This window comes from Zoogloea sp. JDB1 (genome assembly GCF_056724025.1).
Genome location: NZ_CM161496.1, coordinates 4088766 through 4111287, shown reverse-complemented (window position 1 = coordinate 4111287; position 22522 = coordinate 4088766). Strand labels below are relative to the sequence as shown.

Genomic DNA, 22522 nt, shown 5'->3' with positions numbered 1-22522 from the left:
GCTGCGGGATAAAGGACTTGTAAAAATCCGCCGGGCTTCGCCTGCCGGCAATGCTCTTCGACATATCCATGAAGACTTTGCGGGTATGTCATTGGTGTTAAGTGGGTCATAGACCGCAAGTTCCCGCCGCCAAATACTTCGCCCTTGGTGATTTCCCCCAGATCGCAAGGAAGGCTCAAATTGGTCCAGTCAAACATGAAACTCCGCCGCTCGGCCCTGACCGCCGCGCTCCTCTCCCTCCTGAACGCCTGCGGAGGTGGAGGCGGTGGTGCCGCCACGCCGCCCGGCGGGAACCCCCAGGTCTGTGTCGCGCTGCCCGCCGAGGCGACATTGCATCCGGCGGATGCCGGCGCCAGCGAATGGAACGATGTGCTGGTCGATGGCAGCAACCGGATCTGGCTCGCCGGCTACGACCGCGGCGTGATCGGCCAGACCTCGCTGGAGCCGGCCGGCAACGCCCGTGGCATGGTCCGCATGCTGTCGAATACCGGCGATCTCCAGTTCGATAGCGGCTCGCGCTTCGATTCGCCGGGCGCGGATACGGTAGAGGCGCTGGCGCTGACCGCGTCGGGCACCCTGTATGCAGTGGGCCGTACCACGGGCGTTCTCGCCGGAGCGGCCAACCGCGGCCAGTTCGACGCCTTCGTGGCCAGCACCGATGCCCGCAGTCCGTCGGGCGGCTGGGGGGTGACCCAGTTCGGGGACGAGTTCCCGCAGCATCCGCGGCGCCTGGTGGCCACGTCCGACAGCGATCTCTACATCGGCGGCTACAACGACGATTACATTCCCACCAATTACGTGGCGGCATGGGCCGATTCTTTTGCTTACCGACTGCGGGCCGGCCGGCCTGGTGACGCCTCGTCCATTGCGACGGTCTGGAGTCACCGCTCGAACAGCGACGAGCAGGACTACGCGTCGAGTCTCGCGGTCGCGCCGGATGGCTCGACATTCATCGGCGGCGTGGTGACCAGCGGCAGCAACCGCGGCGCCTTCGTGCGCAAGCTGGACGCCAACGGAACGACGGTATGGACGGCCCGCTACACGACATCCGGCGTGGACAACGTGGCTTTCCTCAAGCCCCTGTCCGACGGCAGCGTGCTGATGCTCGGCACCGTGATGGGCTCCTTCCGCGGCGGTGTCAGTATCGGCAATACGGACGTCTTCGTGGCACGCATCAATCCGCTGGACGGCGCGGTGATCACCAGCGCCCAACTGGGCACCAACGGCGCCGAGTGGCTCACCGATGCGAAGCTCGACAGCCAGGGCAATCTCTTCCTGTTCGGCGAGACGACGGGTTCCTTCCTGGGCGACAAGGCACCGGCGGGGGCGAGCGATCTCTTCCTGCTGAAGGTTCGCAACGACGGCACAGTGCTGCGCGCCTGGCAGTGGGGAACAGCCGGCGATGAGCGGGGCGCTTCGGTGGCGGTGGATAGCTGCGGGCGAGCGGTGGCAGCAGGTAGTTCGACAAAGGACGGTCAGCGCCAGGCGGTGCTGTGGTATCCGCAGGGCCAGTGAGGATTCACCCTGGACCTTGTCCAGCGTGGCCGGTGCCGAGGGGGCGCCGCGGTGGAGCGGTGATTTTTCCGGCTGCGTTTGCCGTGCAAAAAAATCCCCGCCGGTGGGCGGGGAGCAAGCTACTGCACAGGGATTCGCTGAGTGCTGCCGCTTCAGAAGCGGTATGTGTAGTCGATGTAGAAGCGGTGCTGGCGCCAGTCCTGGCGGGTCAGCCCGTTGAGGGTCTGGCTCGTAGTGCGCCCGTCGGCCTGGGAGTCGTAGGTCATGAACATGTAGCGCAGGCTGACGTTCTTCACGAAGGGCAGCGCGTAGCGGGCGTCGAACTCCCGGTATTGTTCACGGCCGTCCACTCCATTGACCAGATTGCTGCTGCGGGCGCCGGTGCCACGGACGTAGCGGTAGGCAGTCTTCAAGCCGGGGATCAGGGCTTTCCAGTCGTAGGCGACGCGGATCTGGGCGGCGGTTTCGTCCCGGTTCGTGAAGTCCGGGCCGACGACGGCCTGGGTCGGGAAGGGATTGGTGCCCGGGTCCTGGGTCAGCGCCCCGGTCCGGTCCGCATCGACGGCGTAGTTGTCTTCTATCCAGAAGCCGCTGATCTTGGTCAGCGCGCCGCCGATGGTGAAGTCGCGGATCGTCCATGCTGCATCCAGGTAGGCGCCGCTGCCCCGGTTGGAGATGCGGCCGCTACCGGCGCAGTCCATGTCCTTCTCGGCGCCGCAGACGAACAGGGAGCCGGAATCGCGGGACGTGAGATAGCCGCCGGACAGCTTCACCCGGTCGGTGCCGAGGGGAATCGTGTAGGCGGCGATCAGCGCGCTCTTGGCCAGGTAGGACCTGGCGTTCAGGTATTCGGCGGTCAGCTCCAGCGGCCCGCGCACGTAATTGCCGCCGAGGACGGCGATGTAGTCGATGCGGTTGCGGCCGCTCGCCTCGGTCCTGAAATGCACGAACTCGCCGGTGGTACGGCTGCGGTACTGGTCGTACAAGGCGCCGTAGACCTTCAGCCCGTCGGTCGGCAGCAGCGTGGCGCTGACGCCGGAGTAGGTGTCGGGCACCGCGCGGTTGGTGGTGCTCTTCAGCAGCAGGCTGTCCTGGAACTGGCGGCCGAGCTTGACGACGGCCTTGTCGCCGAGCTTGAGCTTGAGCAGGGCCTGGCCGAGAGACTGGTAGCCGTTTTCCAGGCGGCCGTTGTTGCCGACCTCGACCAACTGGGTCGTCGGCACGCCGCTGTCGCCAAGCCGGTTGACGCTGTATACCGACGCGTCGAAGCCGGCCACGCCACCCAGGAAGTAGGGCGAGCGGTAGTTGAGCTCCAGCCCCAGTGCGCTCTGTTCGTAGGCGGCGGGCTGTGGTTTGGGCGTCTTGGCGCTCGGATAGGCCAGCCCCTTGTCGGCCCAGTAAACACCGTGAACCTTGAGTTCCAGTTCGTGGGAGTCGTCGTCGGCCAGGGCGGCAAGCGGCAGGCAGCCGCCGCAAAGGCCGGCGGCGAGTACTGCGCGGGCGCGCCTGTCGATGGATGTTGTGAATTGCATGGTGTCCCCAATCCAATCCTGTGATCGTGTTCCCCGTTGTGGCGGCGGGGTGGTCGTTGTCTTTTTCAGGGCGATACCGTCCCTGCGACCCTTGCGGGCCGCATGTATCGCGATGTCGATGCGGTCCTTACGCGGAGGCTTAAGGAGAGATTTCCTCCAGCGCACGATTGGTGGTTTCAATCATGCGGGTGGCGGCGATCAGGCCGACGACGGTGGTCAGGGCGAACATCAGGAAGACCGCGGCGACGCCTTGTCCGCTCAGCACCACGCCGACGATGGCCGGAGCCGCGGCGGAGGCGGCGCGCAGCCACGAGGTGGCCAGGCCGGTGCCGATGGCCCGCATGCGGGTAGGGTAGATCTCGGGGGTGTAGAGGTAGAGCATGACCGTCGTGGTGCCCATCACCGCATAGGCCGAGGAGGCCAGCAGCATCACCGAGCGGGGATCGTCGGCGCCCATGATGCCCAGCGTGGCCAGCAGCGCGCCGCTCAACACGAAGCAACCCATCGCCCAGCGGCGGCGGCCGACCCGGTCGATCAGGAAGGCGCAGGCCAGCACGGCGCAGGTGCTCAGCACGTTACTGATGGAGGCCATGTGCAGGGATTCCTGCAGCGGCAGGTGATAGACCGTCTTGTAGAGGCTGGGCAGCCAGTTGTTGATGCCGTTGGCGACGAAGTAGCTGCTGGCCCACAACACCCACACGATCAGCGTGCGGCCGCGATAGATCGGTGAGAAGAGTTCCTTCCACGAAGCCTTGCGCGGGTTCTGCAGGCCGGCCTGCAGGTTGGCCAGGCGGGCGTCGACTTCGATGCGGTCGTGTGCCGGGTCGAGATTCCGCTTGGGGGTGGCGGCTTCCAGCTGTTCGATGATGCATTCGGCCTCGTCGAGGCGGCCCTTGGCGATCAGCCAGCGCGGCGATTCGGCCAGGCGCAGGATCAGTGTGGCGATCAGGATGCCGGGGATGCCGCCGATCAGGAACATGTATTCCCAGCCGAAGCGGGGCACGACGAAGGCGCCGATCTGCGCGGCGCCGAGGAGGCCCAGCGGAAAGATCAGTTCGTAGAGGATGAAGAAGCGGCCGCGCCCATGGGCCTGGGACAGCTCGTTGATGTAGGCCGCGGCGACCGGCACTTCGCCGCCGACGCCGATGCCCTGGACGAAGCGGGCGAGGAAGAGCATCTGGAAGTTGCCGGTGAAGGCGCTGGCGACGCTCATCACCGACATGATGCCGACCGCCAGGGTGGCGCTCGGGACGCGGCCACGGCGCTCGGCGAGCCAGCCGAAGAGCAGCGCACCGATCACCTGCCCGAGGTAGCCGGCCGCGATCAGCACCCCGATCTCGGTCGGGCCGAGGTGCCACAGGCCGACCAGTACCGGCATCACGAAGGCCAGCGAGAGCGCGTCGAAGGCATCGAAGAAGGTCGCACTGCCCATGATGACGCGGGCCTTGGTGTGCCAGCGGCAGAAGGGCACGTTCTCGATGCGGAAGAGCAGTTGCGCCGCGCGCCCTTGCTGATTGGCGGCAAGGTGCTGATCCGCCGGAGGAGCGATGCCCGCCCCCAAAGCGGCCACTTTGGTGTCCATTTTGTCTCCAGTCTCTTTTTTATATAGGTGCTCGGCGCTCGCCCCCGGAGATTGGATTTTCCAGGGGGCGGCTACGGTAACACTTTGGCCTGATGGGCAGTCGGCCGGCTCTGCCGACCGCCCGGCGACGCTGGCCTGCGTCGCCTGTGATCCCTGCCGGGATCAGCGCACGATGCCGGCGGCACGCATCGCGTTGGCGATTTCCACATCGGCGCCTTCGGCCAGCGGCAGCAGCGGGGAGCGTACGGTGGCGTGCTCCAGGATGCCGCGGGCGACCAGCGCGTGCTTCAGCGCGACAGTGCCTTCCATGTGGGAACCGCGGTGATAAACGTTGCGGGTGACCGGCAGCAGCTGATCGTGGATCGCGCGGGCCTTCGGGTAGTCCTTGGCCTTGCCGGCCTTGATCAGCTCGATCAGCAGTTCCGGCGCGATGTTGCCGTAGCCGACCAGCGCGCCATCCACGTCGAACATGGTGTGCAGCAGGTACTCGTCGTGGCAGGTGAGGATCTGCAGCTCCGGGCGTTCGCGGCGGATGATGGGGATTTCCACGTCCCAGCGGCGCATGTTGCGGACGCCGTTCTTCATCGCGAAGACGCCGGGCTGGGCGGAGATGTCCAGCAGGGTCTGCAGGTCGTAGGTGGCCTTGGTGGCGTCCGGGTACTGGAAGAGGATCAGCGGCAGGCCGCTCTCTTCGTAAATGGCGCGGTAGCGGTCCTGCGGCGCGCCCTTCTGGTAGCCGAAGCGTAGCCAACCGTGGGATGGGTAGACCAGGCCGGCGGCGGCCCCGGCCTTGACGGCGCGTTTGGCTTCCTCGGCGGCGACGGCGGTGCCTTCCAGCGTGATGCCGGCGATCACCGGCAGGCGGCCGTTGGTGGATTTCACGAAGCTCTCGATGACGGCCGCCTGTTCGTCCTGGGACAGGAAGGTGCCTTCGCCGGCATGGCCGAGCACCACCAGGCCCTTGACGCCGTCAATGCCGCCGAGCCAGGAGCCGAGGCGCTGGATGGCGTCGTGATCGACGGCGCCATCGCGGGTGAAGGGGGTGACGGGGGCGGGAACGAGGCCACGAAGATCCAGGGTCATGATGTATTTCCTCTTTGATAGGTGGAGTGGTCGTCGATCGGTTGCGCCGGCCGTGGCCCATATGCTTTGGATGAATCCGGAAAGCATTTTCGGGATGCCATCAATTAGCCATAAAGCGCAGTTTATTCAACGACTTGTTAAGCTCTTGCCGTGTCGGTCATCGAGCATGGATGCAGTATAGGAAGGGGTCTGATATGCCGGAAGAGGCAATTCTTGTATTTCAGCTATACTGATTAGACATGGATTTTGGCGGGGGCGGAAATGGACTATTCGGCGTGGAAGCTGTTTCTCGACGCGGTGGAGCTGGGTAGCCTCAGCAAGGTGGCGGTGGCCTACCGGACCAGCCAGCCCCATGTGAGCCGGCAGATCGGCGAGTTGGAGGAAGAATGCGGCGGACGCCTGTTCCAGCGCACTGGCCGCGGCGTGGTGCTGACCGAATTGGGGCAGCGCATCCTGCCCAAGGTGCGCACCTGGGTGACCAGCACCGAGCAGCTCTCCAACGACATCCGCACCACCGCCGGCAAGCCGATCGGCACGGTGCGCATCGGCATCCTTCCATCCACTGCGCACCCGCTGGTGAGCACGCTGTATTACCGGCTGCGGGAGCGTTATCCGCTGATCCAGCTGAGCGTGCGCGAGGGGCAGGGCGCCCAGCTGGAAACCTGGCTGGAGAACGGCAACGTGGATCTGGCGATCCTGTTCCGCCACAGTCCGCTGGCCAGGAATGGCGACATCTACCTGTCGGAAGCGCAGACCTACCTAGTCAGTGCGGCCGGCGATCCCCTGACGGCGGGCTCGACGGTGGCCTTCTCTGTGCTGGATGGCCTGCCGCTGGTGATGTTCTGCCGGCCCAACAGCTGGCGCGACCAGTTCGACCAGTTGAGTGTGCAGCACGGCGTAAGCCTGAACGTGGTTGCCGAGGCGGACAGCCTCAGCCTGCAGACCCAGATCGCGGCGGATGGCAGTGCGTATGCGCTGCTGGGGCCTTACGCCATTGCCGCGGCCATGAAGCACTGCCGCCTGCAGGCGGCCAGGCTGGTGGAGCCGGATGTGCCCCGATACCTGGCGCTGGCCATGTCGCCCCACGGGGAGCTGACGCTCGCTACCCGGACGGTGATGCAGGTGACGCGGGAGATAGCCGCTTCGCTGGCGGCCAATCCGGCAGAGGGCACGCCCAGGGCGTCCGGATGAGTGCCCGCTACAGTCATCCCGTAAACGGCAAGAGAGCCCGTCGGATGCGGGCTCTCTTGCGTTGGATTACGAAGCCTTGCGCCCCGTTGGGCGCATGGGCTTATTTGGTGGAGGCTTGCTGCTGCCGGAAGCGACGCTGCCAGCCGGCCAGAGCCAGGCCGGCACCCAGGATCAGCGGCAGGCTGCCCGGCTCCGGTACGGCATTCGGGTTGTGGCCGTCGGTGCTGCTGAAGGACGTGTAAGCCGTGCCGCCAGGCGTCAGGTACTGGGCTTGCTGGTTGCCGTCGCAGCAGTTTTCGAGGCCGTAGATCTGCAGCAGATGGTCGCCGGAACTCAGGTTGGCGAGGAACTCGAAATCCTGGGTGGTCGACGCGTAGGAGCCGCTCCACCACATGTCGTTGGTCTTGAAGCCCATCAACGTGCCGTCGAGGAAGACGGCGCCGCCATTGCCGAAGTCGGGGCCGATGCGGAAATTCCACGCACCGCTGTTCGCCGAGCTGAAGATGACGTTGTAGCGGAAGGCGATGTCGCTGCTCGATCCACCGAACACGCTTTGATTCGACACGTTGTCGAACGAGGCGAGCGTGGTGCTGCCGTAGCCTGTGGTGGGGGCTGCAGCGGCCAACTGGTCGATGGTGGTGCGATAGTCGTCGGCGGTCGGTAGTGCGGAGCTGGTCGAATAGCGCGTATCCATCGTGATCAGGCTGGCGTTGGCCTGCTGGGCAGCCAGGGACAGCGCGGACAGGGTCAGGACGGAGCAGAGCTTGCTGAAGGAGGAGAAGCGCATCGCGGACATATCGGCGGGATTCAGGATGGAGTGCAGCTTATCCACCTGGCACACCTCGAACTGTGCCGCTTATCACGGCAATCGGGCGAGAGCGTGATCTGGCGTGAGTTTCGTCATGATCGATGAGAAGGAGAGCCCCACGATGCATCGATCGGGATGTACTTCAACGACATTCCGGCGCGCAGAGCGCGTTTGTTCGTCATGTCGGGCGCCCCCTCTGCTACCATCCGCCCCCATGCGTCGTTGGTTCGCCGTCTTCCTGCTGGTTTTCCTGCCACTCCAGTTCACTTGGTCGGTGGCGGCGGCCTATTGCCAGCACGAGTCCGGGCCGTCGCAGCATTTCGGCCACCACCAGCACAAGCATCAAGGCGATGGTGGCTTCAAGGATTCGAAGAGCGCACCGTCCGGTATCGACGAGGACTGTGCGTTCTGCCATGCGGGCTGTGCATCCGCATTGCTTGGGCTGTTCGAGCCCATTCCCGCCGAGGCGGGTGTCGTGAGTCCGCCGTGGGCGCCACATCCATTGGCGTCGCCGCCCGGCGACCTGCCGGAACGCCCCAACTGGACCGTTTCCGCCTGATCGGCGGGAGCGGGCCTTCCTTTCCGTAGTTTCCCCTTGCGGCTTTCGCCGCGCGCCGTCCGGCCGGATGGTGTCCCGCCGATTTCCCCACGTGTCTTTCATCACTGGAGAATCGGATGCATTCCAATACACGAATCACCCTGGCGGTGAGCTGCGTGCTTGCCGTGCTTGCGGGCACGGCTCACGCCGACGTCGACCGGCCTGCCGAAGCGGCCACTGTCATTGCCAGCCCTGGCGCCAATCCTGTCGAGCCGACCGGCCCCTTGAGCCTTGCGATGGCGCTCGACCTCGCGATGGCGGCGAACCCCGAACTGTCCGCGGCCGCCAATGAGCTGCGTGCCGTCGAGGGTGCGGTCATTCAGGCCGGGCTGCGACCCAATCCCGACATCTCGACATCCGTCGAGGACACCCAGAATCGTGCGACCCGCAGCACCACGGTGCAGATCGGCCAGCTGCTGGAGCTGGGCGGCAAGCGCGCCGCGCGGATCGCTTCTGCCGAGCGCGGGCGCGACGTTGCCACCGCCGATCTGGCTGTTCGCCGCCTGGACGTGCGGGCGACGACCATCAGCGCCTTCTTCGAGGTGCTGATGGCGCAGGAGCGCCTCCAGCAGGCCGAGGATCTCCTCGCGCTGGCCCGGCGCGCGACGCAGGCCGCGTCCCGGCGGGTGGCGGCCGGCAAGGTGTCACCGGTGGAGGAGACCAAGGCGCGGGTTGCCGAAGCGTCAGCGCGGGTCGAGCTGAACCAGACCCAGGCCGACCTGAGCGTGGCCCGCAAGCGGCTGGCGATCACCTGGGGCAGCGCCCAGCCCCGCTTTACGCAGGCGGAAGGCCGCATGGACATCCTGCCCGCGCTGTTGCCGGACGACGCGCTGGCCCGCCGTCTCGACGCGGCGCCGATGCTGCTGCGCTCGCGCCTCGAGGTCGAGCGTCTTGCCGCCCTGGCCGAGCTGGAGCGGACGAAGCGCATCCCCGACGTCACAGTCAGCATTGGCGCCAAGCGGGTCGAGGAGCTTGGCCGCACCCAGGCCGTGGTCGGCCTGTCGATTCCGTTTCCGGTCTTCGACCGCAACCAGGGCAACCTGCTCGAGGCGCTGCGGCGGACCGACAAGGCGCGGGATGAGCTGCGCGCCGCCGAACTCCGCCTCGGCGCCGACGCGGCGCAGAACCAGGAGCGCTTGAAGGCGCTGCTGGTCGAGGCCCGGACGCTGCAGCAGGAGATCGTGCCCGGCGCCCGTAGCGCCTACGACGCTGCAACCAGGGGCTTCGAGCTCGGCAAGTTCAGCTTCCTGGAAGTGCTCGACGCCCAGCGCACCTTCTTCCAGGCCCGCGCCCAGTACCTGAAAAGTCTCTCCGATGCCCATCGCACCGCTGCCGAACTAGAGCGTGTCCTGGGCGCCATCACTACACCGTCGTCCGTGATGGCCGACCATCCGTAGGAGTCCACCGTGAACAACCCTCTCAAACCAAGTTCATCGACCATCACCCGCAAGCAGGCCATCACCATCGCGGCAATCCTTTTCAGCGGGATCGCAGCCGGCGGATGGATTCTCGCCGGTAGTCCGGCAATACCCACAGGCGAGCCTGGGGCGCATGCCGATACCCGTAGTCATGACGACAAGGAACATCACGGTGAAAAGGCCGGCGACGACCACGCTCATCCTGGTGGGCACGGTGATGCCGAGCATCACGCCGACGATGACAAAGCCAAGCCGCACGAGGAAGCGCTCCCCCTGAGTACGGCGCAGATCGAGGCGGCCGGCGTCGGCATCGAGCAGGCCGGGCCGGCGCGGATCCGCAGCACTCGCCAGTTGCCCGGCGAGATCCGCTTCAACGAAGACCGCACGGCCCACGTGGTGCCGCGGCTGGCCGGCGTGGTGGACAGCGTGCCCGCCAACCTTGGCCAACTCGTCCGTCGTGGGCAGGTGCTGGCGGTGATCGCCAGCACTGGCTTGTCGGAGCTGCGCAGCGAACTCCTCACCGCACAGAAGCGCCTCGGCCTGGCGAAGTCCACCTACCTCCGGGAGAAGCAGCTGTGGGAGCAGAAGATCTCCGCGGAGCAGGATTACCTGGTCGCCCAGCAGGCGCTGCGCGAGGCCGAGATCGCGGTGGCCAATGCCCAGCAGAAGCTGGTGGCCCTCGGCGCGCCGGCGGCCGGGGCGGGGAGCCTCAATCGCTACGAGATCCGCGCGCCCTTCGACGGGATGGTGGTGGAAAAGCACATTGCCCTCGGCGAGGCGGTGAAGGAAGACGCCAGCATCTTCACGCTGTCGGATCTGTCCTCCGTGTGGGCGGAAATCGTGGTGTCGGCCAAAGACCTGGACGTGGTCCGGGTCGGCGAGAAGGTGATCGTGCGTGCGACGGCCCTCGACTCCCGCGCGGAGGGGCGCATTTCCTACGTCGGTGCGCTGCTCGGCCAGGACACCCGCACGGCCAAGGCGCGGGTGACGCTGGACAACCCGAAGATGGCCTGGCGGCCGGGGCTGTTCGTCAATGTGGAGGTCGTGTCGGGGGAAGCCGACGTGCCGGTGAGCGTGCTTGCGGAGGCGGTTCAGACCATAGCCGACAAACCGGTGGTGTTCGTGCGCACGGCGGACGGCTTCCGCGTCCAGCCGGTGATGCTGGGGCGTACCGACGGCAAGCGGGTCGAGGTGATCGGCGGGCTCAAGGCCGGCACGCCCTACGCGGCGTCAGGCAGCTTCGTGCTCAAGTCGGAGCTCGGCAAGGGCAGCGCCGAGCACGCGCACTGACGGGAGGAGGACGCCATGTTTGAACGCATCATCCGCCTCGCCATCGAGCACCGCTGGCTTGTCCTGCTGGCCGTCCTGGGCATGGCCGCGCTGGGTGTCTACAACTACCAGCGCCTGCCCATCGACGCTGTGCCGGACATCACCAACGTCCAGGTCCAGGTCAATACCGCGGCGCCGGGCTATTCGCCGCTGGAGGTCGAGCAGCGGGTGACCTACCCGGTCGAGACCGTGATGGCCGGCCTGCCCGGCCTGGAGCAGACCCGCTCCCTGTCGCGCTACGGCCTGTCGCAGCTGACGGTCATCTTCAAGGACGGCACCGACATCCACTTCGCGCGGCAGCTGGTCAACCAGCGTATCCAGGAGGCCAGGGAGAAGCTGCCGGCAGGCGTCACGCCGGCCATGGGGCCGATCTCGACGGGGCTGGGGGAAATTTACCTGTGGACCGTGGAGGCCGGGGAGGGCGCCCGCAAGCCGGATGGCACGGCCTACACGCCGACCGACCTGCGCGAGATTCAGGACTGGATCATCAAGCCGCAGTTGCGCCACGTGGCAGGCGTCACCGAAATCAACTCCATCGGCGGTTTTGCGAAGGAGTATCAGGTGGCGCCGAGCCCGGAGAAGCTCGCCTCCTACGGCCTCACGCTGCAGGACCTGGTCACGGCGCTCGACCGCAACAACGGCAATGCCGGCGCCGGCTACATCGAGAAGCGCGGCGAGCAGTACCTGGTCCGCGCGCCCGGCCAGCTGCGCAGTGTCGGGGACATCCGCAACGTGATCCTCGGCAACGTGCAGGGGGTGCCGATCCGCATCCGCGACGTGGCCGAGGTGGCCATCGGCCGCGAACTGCGCACTGGGGCGGCGACCGACAACGGCCGCGAGGTGGTGCTCGGCACGGTCTTCATGCTGATCGGCGAGAACAGCCGCGCCGTCTCCCGCGCGGTAGACCAGAAGATGGCGGAGATCAACCGCAACCTGCCGCCGGGCATCCACGCGGTGACGGTGTACGATCGTACGGTGCTGGTGGACAAGGCTATCGCCACGGTAAAGCAGAATCTGCTGGAAGGCGCGATCCTGGTGATCGCCATCCTGTTCCTCTTCCTCGGCAACATCCGCGCGGCGCTGATCACTGCGATGGTCATCCCGCTGTCGATGCTGTTCACCTTCTCGGGCATGGTTGGCTACCGGATCAGCGCCAACCTGATGAGTCTCGGCGCTCTCGATTTCGGGATCATCATCGACGGCGCGGTGGTCATCGTCGAGAACTGCGTGCGGCGGCTGGCCCATGCGCAGGCGCGCCTCGGCCGGCCGTTGCGCCGGACGGAGCGCCTCCACGAGGTCTTCGCGGCTTCGAAGGAGGCGCGGCGGGCGCTGCTTTTCGGCCAGCTGATCATCATGGTGGTCTACCTGCCGATCTCCGCCCTCGCCGGCGTCGAGGGAAAGATGTTCCATCCGATGGCCTTCACCGTGGTCACGGCGTTGATCGGCGCGATGATCCTGTCCGTGACCTTCATCCCGGCGGCGGTCGCGCTGTTCATCGGCGACCGGGTGGCCGAGAAGGACAACCGGCTGATGCGCGCCGCGCGGCAGGCCTACGAGCCGGTGCTGGCGCGGGTGATGGCCAACACGCCGGTGGTGCTGACGGTGACCGCGGTGACCATCGTGCTGTCCGGCCTGCTGGTGATGCGCATGGGCAGCGAGTTCGTGCCCAGCCTTAACGAAGGGGACTTGGCGATCCAGGCGCTGCGCATTCCCGGCACCAGCCTGTCCCAGTCCGTCGACATGCAGCAGCGGCTGGAGGCGCGGCTGAAGGCCGAGTTCCCGGAGGTCGAGCGGGTCTTCGCGCGCACCGGCACGGCGGAGATCGCCTCCGATCCGATGCCGCCGAACATCTCCGACGGCTACATCATGCTCAAGCCCGAGTCCCAGTGGCCCGAGCCGAGGCGGAGCCGGGAGGCGTTGCTGGCGGCGATCCAGAAGGTCGCTGCCGAAATGCCGGGGAGCAGCTACGAGTTCTCCCAGCCCATCCAGCTGCGCTTCAATGAGCTGATCTCGGGTGTGCGCAGCGACGTGGCGATCAAAGTCTTCGGTGACGACATGGACGTGCTGAACGAGACGGCGGGGAGGATCGCCGCGCTGCTGGAGGAGATCCCCGGCGCGTCCGAGGTGAAGGTGGAGCAGACCACCGGCCTGCCGGTGCTGACCGTCAACATCGACCGCGACAAGACGGCGCGCTACGGCTTGAACGTCGGCGACGTGCAGGACGCGGTCTCCACGGCGATCGGCGGCCAGGAGGCGGGTACCCTGTTCGAGGGCGACCGCCGCTTCGACATCGTGGTGCGCCTGCCCGATGCGCTGAGGTCCGATCCGGAAGCACTCAAGCGTCTGCCGATTGCGCTGCCGCGCGGAAGCGGGGAAGGGCGGACGAGCTACATCCCGCTCGGCGAGGTGGCGAGCCTCGATCTGGCGCCGGGCCCCAACCAGATCAGCCGCGAGAACGGCAAGCGCCGCGTGGTGGTCAGCGCCAACGTGCGCGGACGCGACATCGGCTCCTTCGTCGCCGAGGCACAGTTGCGGCTGGAGGAGGTACCGATCCCGGTCGGCTACTGGAGGGCCTGGGGCGGCACCTTCGAGCAACTGGAGTCGGCGTCGCGGCGCCTGAAGATCGTCGTGCCGGTGGCGTTGCTGCTGGTGTTCATCCTGCTGTTCGTGATGTTCGGCAACGTGAAGGACGGCTTGCTGGTGTTCTCGGGGATCCCGTTTGCGTTGACGGGCGGAGTCGCGGCACTGTGGCTGCGCGACATTCCGCTGTCGATCTCGGCGGCCGTCGGCTTCATCGCCCTGTCCGGCGTGGCGGTGCTCAACGGCCTGGTGATGATCGCCTTCATCCGGAACTTGCGCGAGGAAGGGCGTTCGCTGGATGCGGCAATCCACGACGGCGCGCTGACCCGTCTGCGTCCCGTGCTGATGACGGCGCTGGTGGCGTCCCTGGGCTTCATCCCGATGGCCCTCGCCACTGGCACCGGTGCGGAAGTCCAGCGCCCCCTCGCCACCGTGGTCATCGGGGGCATCCTGTCTTCAACGGCGCTGACGCTGCTGGTGCTGCCGCTGCTGTATCGGTTGGTGCACGCCGGGGAGGCGCAGGAAGGCGGCGTGGCGATGACGCCCGCAACGGCGACCGACTGATGGCATGACAAAGGCCCATCCCGGGGGAGATGGGCCTTGCTTCACTGCTTCAACCGGTCAAGGTCACGCCGGAAGCGGCGTGTCCTGCATTGACCGGATATATGTCCTGGCAGGCCGACTATTGCCGGCTTACTTGGCGTCAGCTTCGCACTTCTTCATGAATGCGGTTTTGGCCGCACCAGCCAGGGGCTTCCCATTCTTGCCGACCGCCTTGTCCGCACAGGATGAGGGGGCCTTGGCCGTCGTTGCGCCGCCCTCGCACTTCTTCATGAATGCAGCTTTGGCTGCGCCGGCGAGGGGCTTGCCAGCTTTGCTCACGGCCTTGGCTTCACAGCCCGAGGCGGCAGGTGCTGCAGCGGCTGCTGCGGCCGGTTGAGCGGGAGCTTCAGCGTAAGCCATGCCAACAGAAAACAGACCAGCTACGAAACCCGCGATAATCTTGTTCATGCGTTTGACTCCCTTGCGTAAGAGGCCGTTTGCCCCAATGCCTTAACGTTTCGAAATCCACTGCGTTGACGCAGGAAGTTCGTCCGTCTTGTGTCCGTTGTCCGAGCCACTCCCTCCTGGGGACGGAGTCGGCGTTCAGTCTCGACGGTAATCCCGCTCCCGGTCTCTATCGCGGTCGCGGCCGTCGTCGTGGTCACGGCCACGGTCATTCCCGTAGCGTCCGCCGTCATCATCCCGGCGATCACCATGCGGGTGCCCGTAGCCACCGCGCCCCTCCCGGCCGGGGCCTCCATAGTAGGGGTCTGCGATGATGCAGCCGCTTAGCAAGGTGCAGGTCGCGACGAACGCTATCAACAGTATCGGCTTCATGATGCCTTGTTCTCCCAAGCTTACATCGGGTATCGATTATTGCCCGTGGTCTGTTGGGCGCTCATCAGATATGTGAATGAGCCCCTTTGCCCGCCAAAAAAGAGAAAAGCGGAACTTCCTGAGTCAGGATGTTCCGCTGAATTAGTCGGCTTCGCTGCAGACTTTCAACTTATGGCGTAACGCACACCTTAGCCGCAGGTGCCCACCGCGCCGCAGGCGGTGCAGAAGTCGCAGCCGTCCTTGCGGATCACCGAGTGGTTGCCGCACTCGTTGCACAGGGCGCCCTGCATCAGCTTGGGCTCGTTGTCGTCGCGGGGTGACTCGAGGATGCCCATCTCGCGGGTCGGGTAGCCGGCTTCGTCGAGCACGCCCAGCATCGCGTAGCGGTGGATGATCAGCGCAGCCAGGTAGGCCACGGTGGACGGCCAGTTTTGCTGGCGGCGGGTGCCGGGCACGAAGGCCATGAAGTCGCCCAGGGGTTCCGGGTAGTCGATCAGCTTGCGCAGCTTCATGCCGATCCAGGCCGGGTCCATCACGCGCATGTCGAGGGACAGGATGCGGGACAGGCCGTCCAGGGCGCGCGGGTAGTTGCCCGACAGCCACATGGAGTAGGGGCGGGTGACGCCGTCCGGCAGGGTGATTTCCTTCAGGCCGAGCACGAAGTCTTCGCCGGTGGCCGGGTTCTGGATGTCGACGGTCCAGGACAGCGTGCCGTCGGTGCCGGTCTTGGGTTCCTGCAGGGAGAACACACTGTCGAGCACCGGAGTCGGCAGCTCGCCGTCGAGGGCTTCCAGCTTTTCGCAGCGGTAGCGCACCACCTGGGCGAAGGCGGACACGACGCCCGGCATCAGCTTCTGTTCGCCATGGGGCGGGAAGCGCATTTCGAAGGACTTTTCGCCGACGGTCTTGGCCAGGGCTTCGAGCTTGAGCTTGAGCCAGCCGCGGTCGTTGGCGCGCATGTCCATCGACAGGGTCTTGGCGACGGCGCCCAGGCCACGGGGCTGGTCGGCACCGTTGACCCATACTTCGAACGGGAAGGCGCCCTTGGACGCGCTGTCTTCGACCGGGTCCATGTGGCCGACGAACAGCGCGAAGTTGCCCTGCGGCGTGTTGAGCATGTAGGTCCAGGCGGAGTTGCCGTCCGGCAGGTCCGGGCGGCCCGGCCAGCGCAGGGAGGACAGCACCGGTGCCGGCAGGTTCTTGATGGACAGGCGGCGGTTGGTGTCGTCGGAGATTTCCAGATCGTGGGGCTGCTTCTGCTCGGTGCTCGGCGTAACGGACAGCACGGAGCCCAGCACGCTGTTGGGCCGGTAGGTGGCCAGACCCTTCAGGCCGGACTTCCAGGCCTCCAGGTAGAGGTTCTCGAACTCCGCGTAGGGGTAGTCCTCGGGGACGTTCACCGTCTTGGAGATGGAGGTGTCGATGTACGGGGCGACGGCCGCGACCATGTCCTTGTGGGCCTTGGCGGAGATCTCCAGCGCGGTCACGAAGTACTCGGGCAGCTTGGAAACGTCACCGCCCTGGTGCTTGTACAGGCGCCATGCGTAGTCCTCGACCGCGTATTCCTTGAAGGTGCCGTCGGCCATCCGCTTCTTGCGGGTGTAGGTGTAGGAGAACGGCGGTTCGATGCCATTGGACGCGTTGTCGGCGAAGGCCAGGCTGATCGTGCCGGTGGGGGCGATGGACAGCAGGTGGGAGTTGCGCAGGCCGTGTTTGCGGATCTTGTCTTTCACCTCGTTGGGCAGGCGCGATGCGAAGTTGCCGCCGGACAGGTACATGTCGGCATTGAACAGCGGGAAGGCGCCGCGCTCCTTGGCCAGCTCGACGGAGGCCAGGTAGGCTTGGTCGCGCATGAATTCGGAGATCTTGGTGGCCATCTCGCGGGCGGCGTCTGTGTCGTAGCGCAGGCGCAGCATGGCCAGCGCGTTGCCGAGGCCGGTGAAGCCAAGGCCGACGCGGCGCTTGGACTGGGCTTCGGCGTGCTGCTGCTCCAGCGGCCAGTGGGTCGCTTCGAGTACGTTGTCGAGCATGCGGATGGAGGTTTCGACGGTCTTGGCGAAGCCGGCGAAGTCGAAGCTGGCCTTCTCGCTGAAGGCGTCCTTCACGTACAGGGTCAGGTTGATCGAGCCCAGGCAGCAGCAGCCGTAGGAGGGCAGGGGCTGTTCGGCGCAGGGGTTGGTGGCCTCGATGGTCTCGCAGTAGTAAAGGTTGTTGTCCTTGTTCATGCGATCGAGGAACAGGATGCCCGGCTCCGCGTGATCGTAGGTGGAGCGCATGACCTGATCCCACAGGTCGCGAGCGCGCACCTTGCGGTACACCCACAGGCCATCTTCGCGCTTGTAGCCGCCGGCGTCCTTGATGTCGTTGGACGGTTCGGCCTTGTGGGCCAGCTCCACGTCGCCATCGGTTTCCACGGCCTGCATGAACAGATCGGTCACGGCGATGGACACGTTGAAGTTGGTCAGGTCGCCATGGTCCTTGGCGTGGATGAATTCCTCGATGTCCGGGTGGTCGCAGCGCAGCACGCCCATCTGGGCGCCGCGGCGGGAACCGGCGGATTCGACGGTCTCGCAGGAGCGGTCGAAGACGCGCATGTAGGAGACGGGGCCGGAGGCGTTGGACTGGGTGCCGCGCACCATCGCGCCCTTCGGACGGATGGAGGAGAAGTCGTAGCCGACGCCGCCACCGCGACGCATGGTCTCGGCGGACTGGGCGAGGGCGGTGTAGATGCCGCAGCGGCCATCCACGGATTCGGTGATTGAGTCGCCGACCGGCTGCACGAAGCAGTTGATCAGCGTGGCAGCGAGGTTGGTGCCGGCGGCGGAGTTGATGCGGCCGGCAGGCACGAAGCCCCGTTCCTGCGCTTCGAGGAACTTGGCTTCCCAAAAGGCGCGCTTTTCTTCGACCTCGATGGAGGCCAGCGCACGGGCGACACGAGCGCGCACGTCGCCAACACTCTGCTCGTTACCTTTGGCGTATTTCTCGAGCAGAACTTCGCCGGAGATATCCTGCGATTCGAGCGTGGCGGCAGATGCGGGCTGGGCTTTGGCGTTTTTTGTGGTGGCGGTCATGGCTCTTGGATGGCTTATTGGTAATGATCTGAAGCGGCGCATAGCTTACTCCAAGGCGTAAAATCGGCAAAATATTTTAGTTGTTTAAAATCATGTGCTTATAAAAGTCAACAGTGCGATTAAAAGAAATTTTATACTACATTTAGTAGTGTTTTTAGCGGGGGAAATCAAGGGGTTTTCCCCGCAAAGCACCCCAGGGCATTGATTTGGCGGAACAAATAGGGGGTTGTGGGATGCCGATCAAAAACCAGTTCGCAAGTAGGGGTATTCAGCGTGAGCCCAGGCGGGGGCGTACTGCGTGATCGCAAGGAGAAAACGTGCATAGAACCGCAGTTGGCAAGCTGACGGCAGTCGCCAGCGCATTGGTCGTCGGACTGTTGTCAAGTCCGGCATGTTCTCAAACCGGCGAACCAAGCCGTATCGAGCGGGTGTCCGGATGCGGCATGTCGAAAGAGCACGGCATCCCCACAACGGCCTCCCAGATGCTCCAGCACCTCGCGACAGCGCTGAAAGCGGGAAGCTTTCTCCAACCCGAATCCTTTAGTCCCGAAGCTCTGGCTTGCGTCTTTGGCAGCTACGCATTCACATCATTGCCGAAACCGCCCCCAGACCTGGACCTTGCATTCGAGGATGCGGTACTCGCTTCGCCTCTGCGCACGCAATACACCGGCTTGCGGTCAGGCTATCTATTCCTCAGGTTCCCTGAGCTAGATTCACCGCGTTTCAACATCACGGCCTCGGTTCGAGCTGTCGATGAACGCTTCACCATAGAAAAGGTGATCGAGATCTTCGGCCTCCCCTCCGAAGTGAATGACTGGGTTTCGTACGGCCCACCACTCCACGGTCAGGCTGAACCACCTCGCAAGCGAGATGGATTGAAAAATGCACGCGTATTTTTTGAGTTCAAGTCAACCGACCATTGGTCACGGATTTCATTCCCGACCAGCGAGTACGGCATCGTTACCGGATTTCAAGCAGCTGGTGGGAGGAGGCGGCCATGACGACTACAGGGCCGACCTCGGATTTGGTGTTGCTTTGATCGAAGCCGGCCCGGATGTCCGGCAGAGCCCGCTCGGCCGCTTCGGTGGTGACGCTGGCCGGTCACCATCTTCGTGCTGCGGCTGTCATTCGTTCCGCTCGTGCTGATGCAACTGCAGGTGGGTCAGGTCGTATGACTGGCCTGCAGGCGCGTATGCAGTACCTGCGCGAGTTGGCGGACCTCATCGCCCATCACTGAGCAGGCCAGCAGGAAGCTGTCGCGCATTTCTTTCGACTGGATCCGGAACATGCAGCCCTGTTCGTCCAGCGTGACTGCAAGTAGGGCACGGAGTTGAAGCTGGTGCGCCTGGACATCTTCCAGCAACTGGCGGCCCGGGGAGCGGGGCGCGTCGTCAGGCGTGGTCAGGTCCTGTGTCGACGGGGATGGCTTGGTTGAGATGAGTGTCTCCGGCATTTTTATCGTATTTCTTGAAAAAACACGCACAGTACGGAGTGCACATTTCACATTTGGAACTGGGCGATGACCAAATCGTGACAAAGCGCCTGGCAAAGGCGCACATGGCTTGATCGCTATCGCGAGTCTTGCAATGAAACCTTCACACTCTTGCTTCGATATTTCTATAATATTTGAAATATGGAAACACTTAACGCCGCCGAGCTTCTCGCTGCCTTGGGCCACGAGTCCCGTCTGAGCATCTTCCGTTTGCTGGTGGAAGCGGGCACGGAGGGGCTGTTCCCCAGCGCGATTGGAGAAAAACTAGGCCTGCCCGCTCCGACCCTGTCCTTTCACCTGTCCCATCTCACCCGGGTGGGGCTTATCCGGGGACAGAAGGAGAGCCGCTTCATCCGCTACGCGGCCGAGTACGCGACGATGGACGAGCTCATTGCCTTCCTGACCAGCAACTGCTGTCAGGGCGAGGCCTGCCTGCCCAAAACCTCCGCCTGCGACACCATTGCGAAGCGCAGGAAGCTCGGCGACAGCACCTCTTCTTGCGAAAAGGAATCATCGTGACCGAACGTGCCCTGAACGTCCTGTTTCTCTGCACCGGCAACTCCGCGCGCAGCATCCTGGCCGAGGCGATTCTCAATCATGTCGGCAATGGCCGCTTCAAGGCCTACAGCGCCGGCAGCCATCCTAATGGTGCTGTGAATCCGTACGTGCTCGACCTGCTCAGGCAGCAAGGCCTGCCCACCGAGGGCTTGCGCAGCAAGCGCTGGGACGAGTTCGCAACGGCCGATGCGCCGAAGCTCGATTTCGTCTTCACCGTTTGCGACAACGCCGCCGGTGAGGTCTGCCCGGTGTGGCCGGGCCAGCCGATGACGGCCCACTGGGGCATCGAAGATCCGGCCATGGCCGAGGGGGACGAGGCGGCCAAGCGCCATGCGGTGTCGATGGCCTTCCGCTTGCTCAATCGCCGCATCGCGCTGTTCGCGAGCCTGCCCATCGGCAAGCTCGATGCGCTGTCCCTGCAGAACGAATTGAACACCATTGGCGACCTTCGCAAGACCGGCGAATAAGCCCGACCATTCCGAGATACGACCATGTCCCAACTGAAGACCGTGCTGGTGCTATGCACAGGCAACTCCTGTCGCTCCCAGATGGCCGAGGCCATCCTCAATCACGAACTGGCCGGCCAGGTCCGCGCGCTGTCCGCCGGCACCCTGCCGCAGCCCAAGGTAGCCGATGGCGCCATTGCCGCATTGAAGGCCGCCGGCCTGCCCACCGAAGGTCTCCATCCGAAGACCATCGACGCGGTGATGGATGAGCCCATCGACCTGGTGGTGACCGTCTGCGACAACGCCAAGGAGAGCTGTCCGATCTTCCCGCGCCCGGTGCCGCGCATGCACATGCCTTTCCACGACCCTCATGGCGAGCCGCTGGAGAGCTTCGTCCGGGTGCGCGACGAGATCCGTGAGCAGTTGGTTCCCGTCGTTCGCACCGCGCTGGAGCTGTAAGCATGTCGGCCCAATGTGAAATGACCGCCAAGGTCGCCGCCGGCGCGCCGATGGGTTTCTTCGAGCGCTACCTGACGGTGTGGGTCTTCCTGTGCATCGTCGCTGGCATCGCGCTCGGCCAGTTCGCACCGGGCGTCTTCCAGACCATCGGCCGTCTGGAGGTCGCCCAGGTGAATCTGCCGGTGGGCCTGCTGATCTGGGTGATGATCATCCCGATGCTCGTAAAGGTGGATTTCGGTGCGCTGCACGAAGTGAAGCAGCACGTGCGCGGCATTGGCGTGACCCTGTTCGTGAACTGGCTGGTCAAGCCGTTCTCGATGGCCTTGCTGGGCTGGCTGTTCGTGCGCAACCTGTTTGCCCCGATGCTGCCGGCAGACCAGCTCGACAGCTACGTGGCCGGCCTCATCCTGCTGGCCGCGGCGCCGTGCACCGCGATGGTCTTCGTGTGGAGCAAGCTGTCGGACGGCGATCCGCTGTTCACCCTGTCGCAGGTTGCGCTGAACGACACGATCATGGTGTTCGCCTTCGCGCCGCTGGTCGGCCTGCTGCTCGGTATCTCGGCGATCACCGTGCCGTGGGCGACCCTGCTCACCTCGGTGGTGCTCTACATCGTGATTCCGGTGGCGCTGGCCCAGCTGTGGCGCAAGGCCTTGCTGGCGAAGGGGCAGGCCTCCTTCGACGCGGCGATGGCGAAGATCGGGCCGTGGTCCATCTCGGCGCTGCTCGCCACGCTGGTGCTGCTGTTCGCCTTCCAGGGCAAGGCCATCCTGGAGCAGCCGCTGGTCATCGCGCTGCTGGCGGTGCCCATCCTCATCCAGGTTTTCTTCAACTCGGCGCTGGCCTACTGGCTCAACCGCGCTGTGGGAGAGAAGCATAATGTGGCCTGTCCGTCGGCGCTGATCGGCGCGTCCAACTTTTTCGAGCTCGCCGTCGCGGCGGCCATCAGCCTGTTCGGCTTCGAGTCGGGCGCGGCGTTGGCCACCGTGGTCGGGGTGCTGATCGAAGTGCCGGTGATGCTGCTGGTGGTGAAAGTCGTCAATGCATCGAAGGGCTGGTACGAGGCCCGCTGAATTTTCCGAGGAGACCATCATGAAAAAGCTTGAAGTGTTCGATCCAGCCATGTGCTGTTCGACCGGCGTGTGCGGTGTGGATGTGGACCCGGTGCTGGCCCAGTTCGCCGCGGACCTGAAGTGGGTGGAGGAACACGGTGTGACGGTCGCCCGCCATAACCTTGGTCAGGAACCCCAGGCCTTCGCCGCCAACCCCGCGGTGCTCAAGGAGATGGAAGCTGGGATGGAACGCCTGCCCATCGTCACGGTGGATGGTCACATCGTGTCCACCGGCATGTATCCGTCCCGTCAGCAACTGGTGCAGAAGCTTGGCATCGTGCTGAAGACGGAGGAGAAGCCGCGCATCAAGATCAGTGCGGCCGGGGGCTGCTGCGACCCGAAGTCAGGCTGCTGCTGACCGGAGGAGACAA

General features: G+C 65.0%; 19 protein-coding genes. 12 read left to right on the top strand and 7 right to left on the bottom strand.

All coding sequences use genetic code 11. The features are described from left to right. Positions 1-195: 195 nt before the first annotated feature. Positions 196-1515 carry a hypothetical protein gene (locus tag AC1PPK_RS18550; protein ID WP_481114495.1) on the top strand — a complete coding sequence of 440 codons (1320 nt, stop codon included), beginning with the start codon at positions 196-198 and terminating at the stop codon, positions 1513-1515. A 152-nt stretch (positions 1516-1667) separates the two neighbouring features. On the opposite strand, the gene AC1PPK_RS18545 is transcribed toward AC1PPK_RS18550, so the two are convergent. The 3 genes from AC1PPK_RS18545 to AC1PPK_RS18535 all read right to left on the bottom strand — a co-directional run bounded on the left by AC1PPK_RS18545 (position 1668) and on the right by AC1PPK_RS18535 (position 5712). Beyond that, positions 1668-3047, bottom strand: coding sequence for an OprD family outer membrane porin (locus AC1PPK_RS18545; protein WP_481114494.1), 1380 nt, complete (start codon positions 3045-3047; stop codon positions 1668-1670). Between the two features lie 139 nt (positions 3048-3186). Next, positions 3187-4629 (bottom strand): MFS transporter, encoded by a 1443-nt coding sequence (locus tag AC1PPK_RS18540; RefSeq protein WP_481114493.1) that lies wholly within the window; start codon positions 4627-4629, stop codon positions 3187-3189. A 162-nt stretch (positions 4630-4791) separates the two neighbouring features. Next, positions 4792-5712, bottom strand: a complete 921-nt coding sequence (locus AC1PPK_RS18535; RefSeq protein WP_481114492.1) for a dihydrodipicolinate synthase family protein — start codon at positions 5710-5712, stop codon at positions 4792-4794. A 261-nt stretch (positions 5713-5973) separates the two neighbouring features. On the opposite strand from AC1PPK_RS18535, the gene AC1PPK_RS18530 reads away from it, so the two are divergent. Next, positions 5974-6903 (top strand): LysR family transcriptional regulator, encoded by a 930-nt coding sequence (locus AC1PPK_RS18530; RefSeq protein ID WP_481114491.1) that lies wholly within the window; start codon positions 5974-5976, stop codon positions 6901-6903. Positions 6904-7003: 100 nt separating this feature from the next. Here the strand turns inward: AC1PPK_RS18530 and AC1PPK_RS18525 are convergent, their stop codons facing one another. Further along, entirely contained in the window at positions 7004-7735 is a 732-nt protein-coding gene (locus AC1PPK_RS18525; RefSeq protein WP_481114490.1) for a CCXG family PEP-CTERM protein, read from the bottom strand. A gap of 190 nt (positions 7736-7925) precedes the next feature. Between AC1PPK_RS18525 and czcI the strand changes: the two genes are divergently transcribed. From czcI to AC1PPK_RS18505, 4 genes are all read left to right on the top strand, one after another. After that, the gene (gene czcI / locus AC1PPK_RS18520) at positions 7926-8270 is read left to right on the top strand and encodes a cation efflux protein, CzcI family (RefSeq protein WP_481114489.1); all 345 of its coding nucleotides are present in this window, start codon (positions 7926-7928) and stop codon (positions 8268-8270) included. 116 nt (positions 8271-8386) lie between these two features. Then, entirely contained in the window at positions 8387-9706 is a 1320-nt protein-coding gene (locus tag AC1PPK_RS18515; protein ID WP_481114488.1) for a TolC family protein, read from the top strand. A 9-nt stretch (positions 9707-9715) separates the two neighbouring features. Continuing rightward, on the top strand, positions 9716-11017 hold the full coding sequence (locus tag AC1PPK_RS18510) for an efflux RND transporter periplasmic adaptor subunit (protein WP_481114487.1): 1302 nt from the start codon (positions 9716-9718) through the stop codon (positions 11015-11017). Positions 11018-11032: 15 nt separating this feature from the next. Then, a complete protein-coding gene (locus AC1PPK_RS18505) occupies positions 11033-14200 on the top strand; it encodes a CusA/CzcA family heavy metal efflux RND transporter (protein ID WP_481114486.1) in 3168 nt (1055 codons plus the stop codon). A gap of 129 nt (positions 14201-14329) precedes the next feature. Here AC1PPK_RS18505 and AC1PPK_RS18500 read toward each other — a convergent pair whose 3' ends face one another. Beyond that, positions 14330-14647 (bottom strand): hypothetical protein, encoded by a 318-nt coding sequence (locus AC1PPK_RS18500; RefSeq protein ID WP_481114485.1) that lies wholly within the window; start codon positions 14645-14647, stop codon positions 14330-14332. Between the two features lie 557 nt (positions 14648-15204). Beyond that, the gene (locus tag AC1PPK_RS18495; RefSeq protein ID WP_481114484.1) at positions 15205-18087 is read right to left on the bottom strand and encodes an adenosylcobalamin-dependent ribonucleoside-diphosphate reductase; all 2883 of its coding nucleotides are present in this window, start codon (positions 18085-18087) and stop codon (positions 15205-15207) included. Positions 18088-18404: 317 nt separating this feature from the next. On the opposite strand from AC1PPK_RS18495, the gene AC1PPK_RS18490 reads away from it, so the two are divergent. Continuing rightward, positions 18405-19088, top strand: a complete 684-nt coding sequence (locus tag AC1PPK_RS18490; RefSeq protein ID WP_481114483.1) for a hypothetical protein — start codon at positions 18405-18407, stop codon at positions 19086-19088. A gap of 161 nt (positions 19089-19249) precedes the next feature. Here the strand turns inward: AC1PPK_RS18490 and AC1PPK_RS18485 are convergent, their stop codons facing one another. Beyond that, entirely contained in the window at positions 19250-19540 is a 291-nt protein-coding gene (locus tag AC1PPK_RS18485) for a hypothetical protein (protein WP_481114482.1), read from the bottom strand. A 180-nt stretch (positions 19541-19720) separates the two neighbouring features. Between AC1PPK_RS18485 and AC1PPK_RS18480 the strand changes: the two genes are divergently transcribed. From AC1PPK_RS18480 to arsD, 5 genes are read left to right on the top strand one after another with little or no spacing between them, the layout of a single operon-like run. Continuing rightward, entirely contained in the window at positions 19721-20098 is a 378-nt protein-coding gene (locus tag AC1PPK_RS18480; RefSeq protein WP_481114481.1) for an ArsR/SmtB family transcription factor, read from the top strand. Continuing rightward, positions 20095-20604, top strand: coding sequence for an arsenate reductase ArsC (locus AC1PPK_RS18475; RefSeq protein WP_481114480.1), 510 nt, complete (start codon positions 20095-20097; stop codon positions 20602-20604). The genes AC1PPK_RS18480 and AC1PPK_RS18475 overlap by 4 nt, the downstream gene beginning before the upstream one ends. Before the next feature lie 24 nt (positions 20605-20628). After that, entirely contained in the window at positions 20629-21042 is a 414-nt protein-coding gene (locus tag AC1PPK_RS18470; RefSeq protein WP_481114479.1) for an arsenate reductase ArsC, read from the top strand. A gap of 2 nt (positions 21043-21044) precedes the next feature. Further along, positions 21045-22112 carry an ACR3 family arsenite efflux transporter gene (arsB, locus tag AC1PPK_RS18465; RefSeq protein ID WP_481114478.1) on the top strand — a complete coding sequence of 356 codons (1068 nt, stop codon included), beginning with the start codon at positions 21045-21047 and terminating at the stop codon, positions 22110-22112. Between the two features lie 19 nt (positions 22113-22131). Then, positions 22132-22509 (top strand): arsenite efflux transporter metallochaperone ArsD, encoded by a 378-nt coding sequence (arsD, locus tag AC1PPK_RS18460; protein ID WP_481114477.1) that lies wholly within the window; start codon positions 22132-22134, stop codon positions 22507-22509. The last annotated feature ends 13 nt before the right edge of the window (positions 22510-22522 follow it).

Coding starts and splice junctions, on each gene's coding strand:
- AC1PPK_RS18550 (WP_481114495.1), top strand. CDS start 196: ATGAAACTCCGCCGCTCGGCCCTGACCGCCGCGCTCCTCTCCCTCCTG.
- AC1PPK_RS18545 (WP_481114494.1), bottom strand. CDS start 3,047: ATGCAATTCACAACATCCATCGACAGGCGCGCCCGCGCAGTACTCGCC.
- AC1PPK_RS18540 (WP_481114493.1), bottom strand. CDS start 4,629: ATGGACACCAAAGTGGCCGCTTTGGGGGCGGGCATCGCTCCTCCGGCG.
- AC1PPK_RS18535 (WP_481114492.1), bottom strand. CDS start 5,712: ATGACCCTGGATCTTCGTGGCCTCGTTCCCGCCCCCGTCACCCCCTTC.
- AC1PPK_RS18530 (WP_481114491.1), top strand. CDS start 5,974: ATGGACTATTCGGCGTGGAAGCTGTTTCTCGACGCGGTGGAGCTGGGT.
- czcI (WP_481114489.1), top strand. CDS start 7,926: ATGCGTCGTTGGTTCGCCGTCTTCCTGCTGGTTTTCCTGCCACTCCAG.
- AC1PPK_RS18515 (WP_481114488.1), top strand. CDS start 8,387: ATGCATTCCAATACACGAATCACCCTGGCGGTGAGCTGCGTGCTTGCC.
- AC1PPK_RS18505 (WP_481114486.1), top strand. CDS start 11,033: ATGTTTGAACGCATCATCCGCCTCGCCATCGAGCACCGCTGGCTTGTC.
- AC1PPK_RS18500 (WP_481114485.1), bottom strand. CDS start 14,647: ATGAACAAGATTATCGCGGGTTTCGTAGCTGGTCTGTTTTCTGTTGGC.
- AC1PPK_RS18495 (WP_481114484.1), bottom strand. CDS start 18,087: ATGACCGCCACCACAAAAAACGCCAAAGCCCAGCCCGCATCTGCCGCC.
- AC1PPK_RS18485 (WP_481114482.1), bottom strand. CDS start 19,540: ATGCCGGAGACACTCATCTCAACCAAGCCATCCCCGTCGACACAGGAC.
- AC1PPK_RS18480 (WP_481114481.1), top strand. CDS start 19,721: ATGGAAACACTTAACGCCGCCGAGCTTCTCGCTGCCTTGGGCCACGAG.
- AC1PPK_RS18470 (WP_481114479.1), top strand. CDS start 20,629: ATGTCCCAACTGAAGACCGTGCTGGTGCTATGCACAGGCAACTCCTGT.
- arsB (WP_481114478.1), top strand. CDS start 21,045: ATGTCGGCCCAATGTGAAATGACCGCCAAGGTCGCCGCCGGCGCGCCG.
- arsD (WP_481114477.1), top strand. CDS start 22,132: ATGAAAAAGCTTGAAGTGTTCGATCCAGCCATGTGCTGTTCGACCGGC.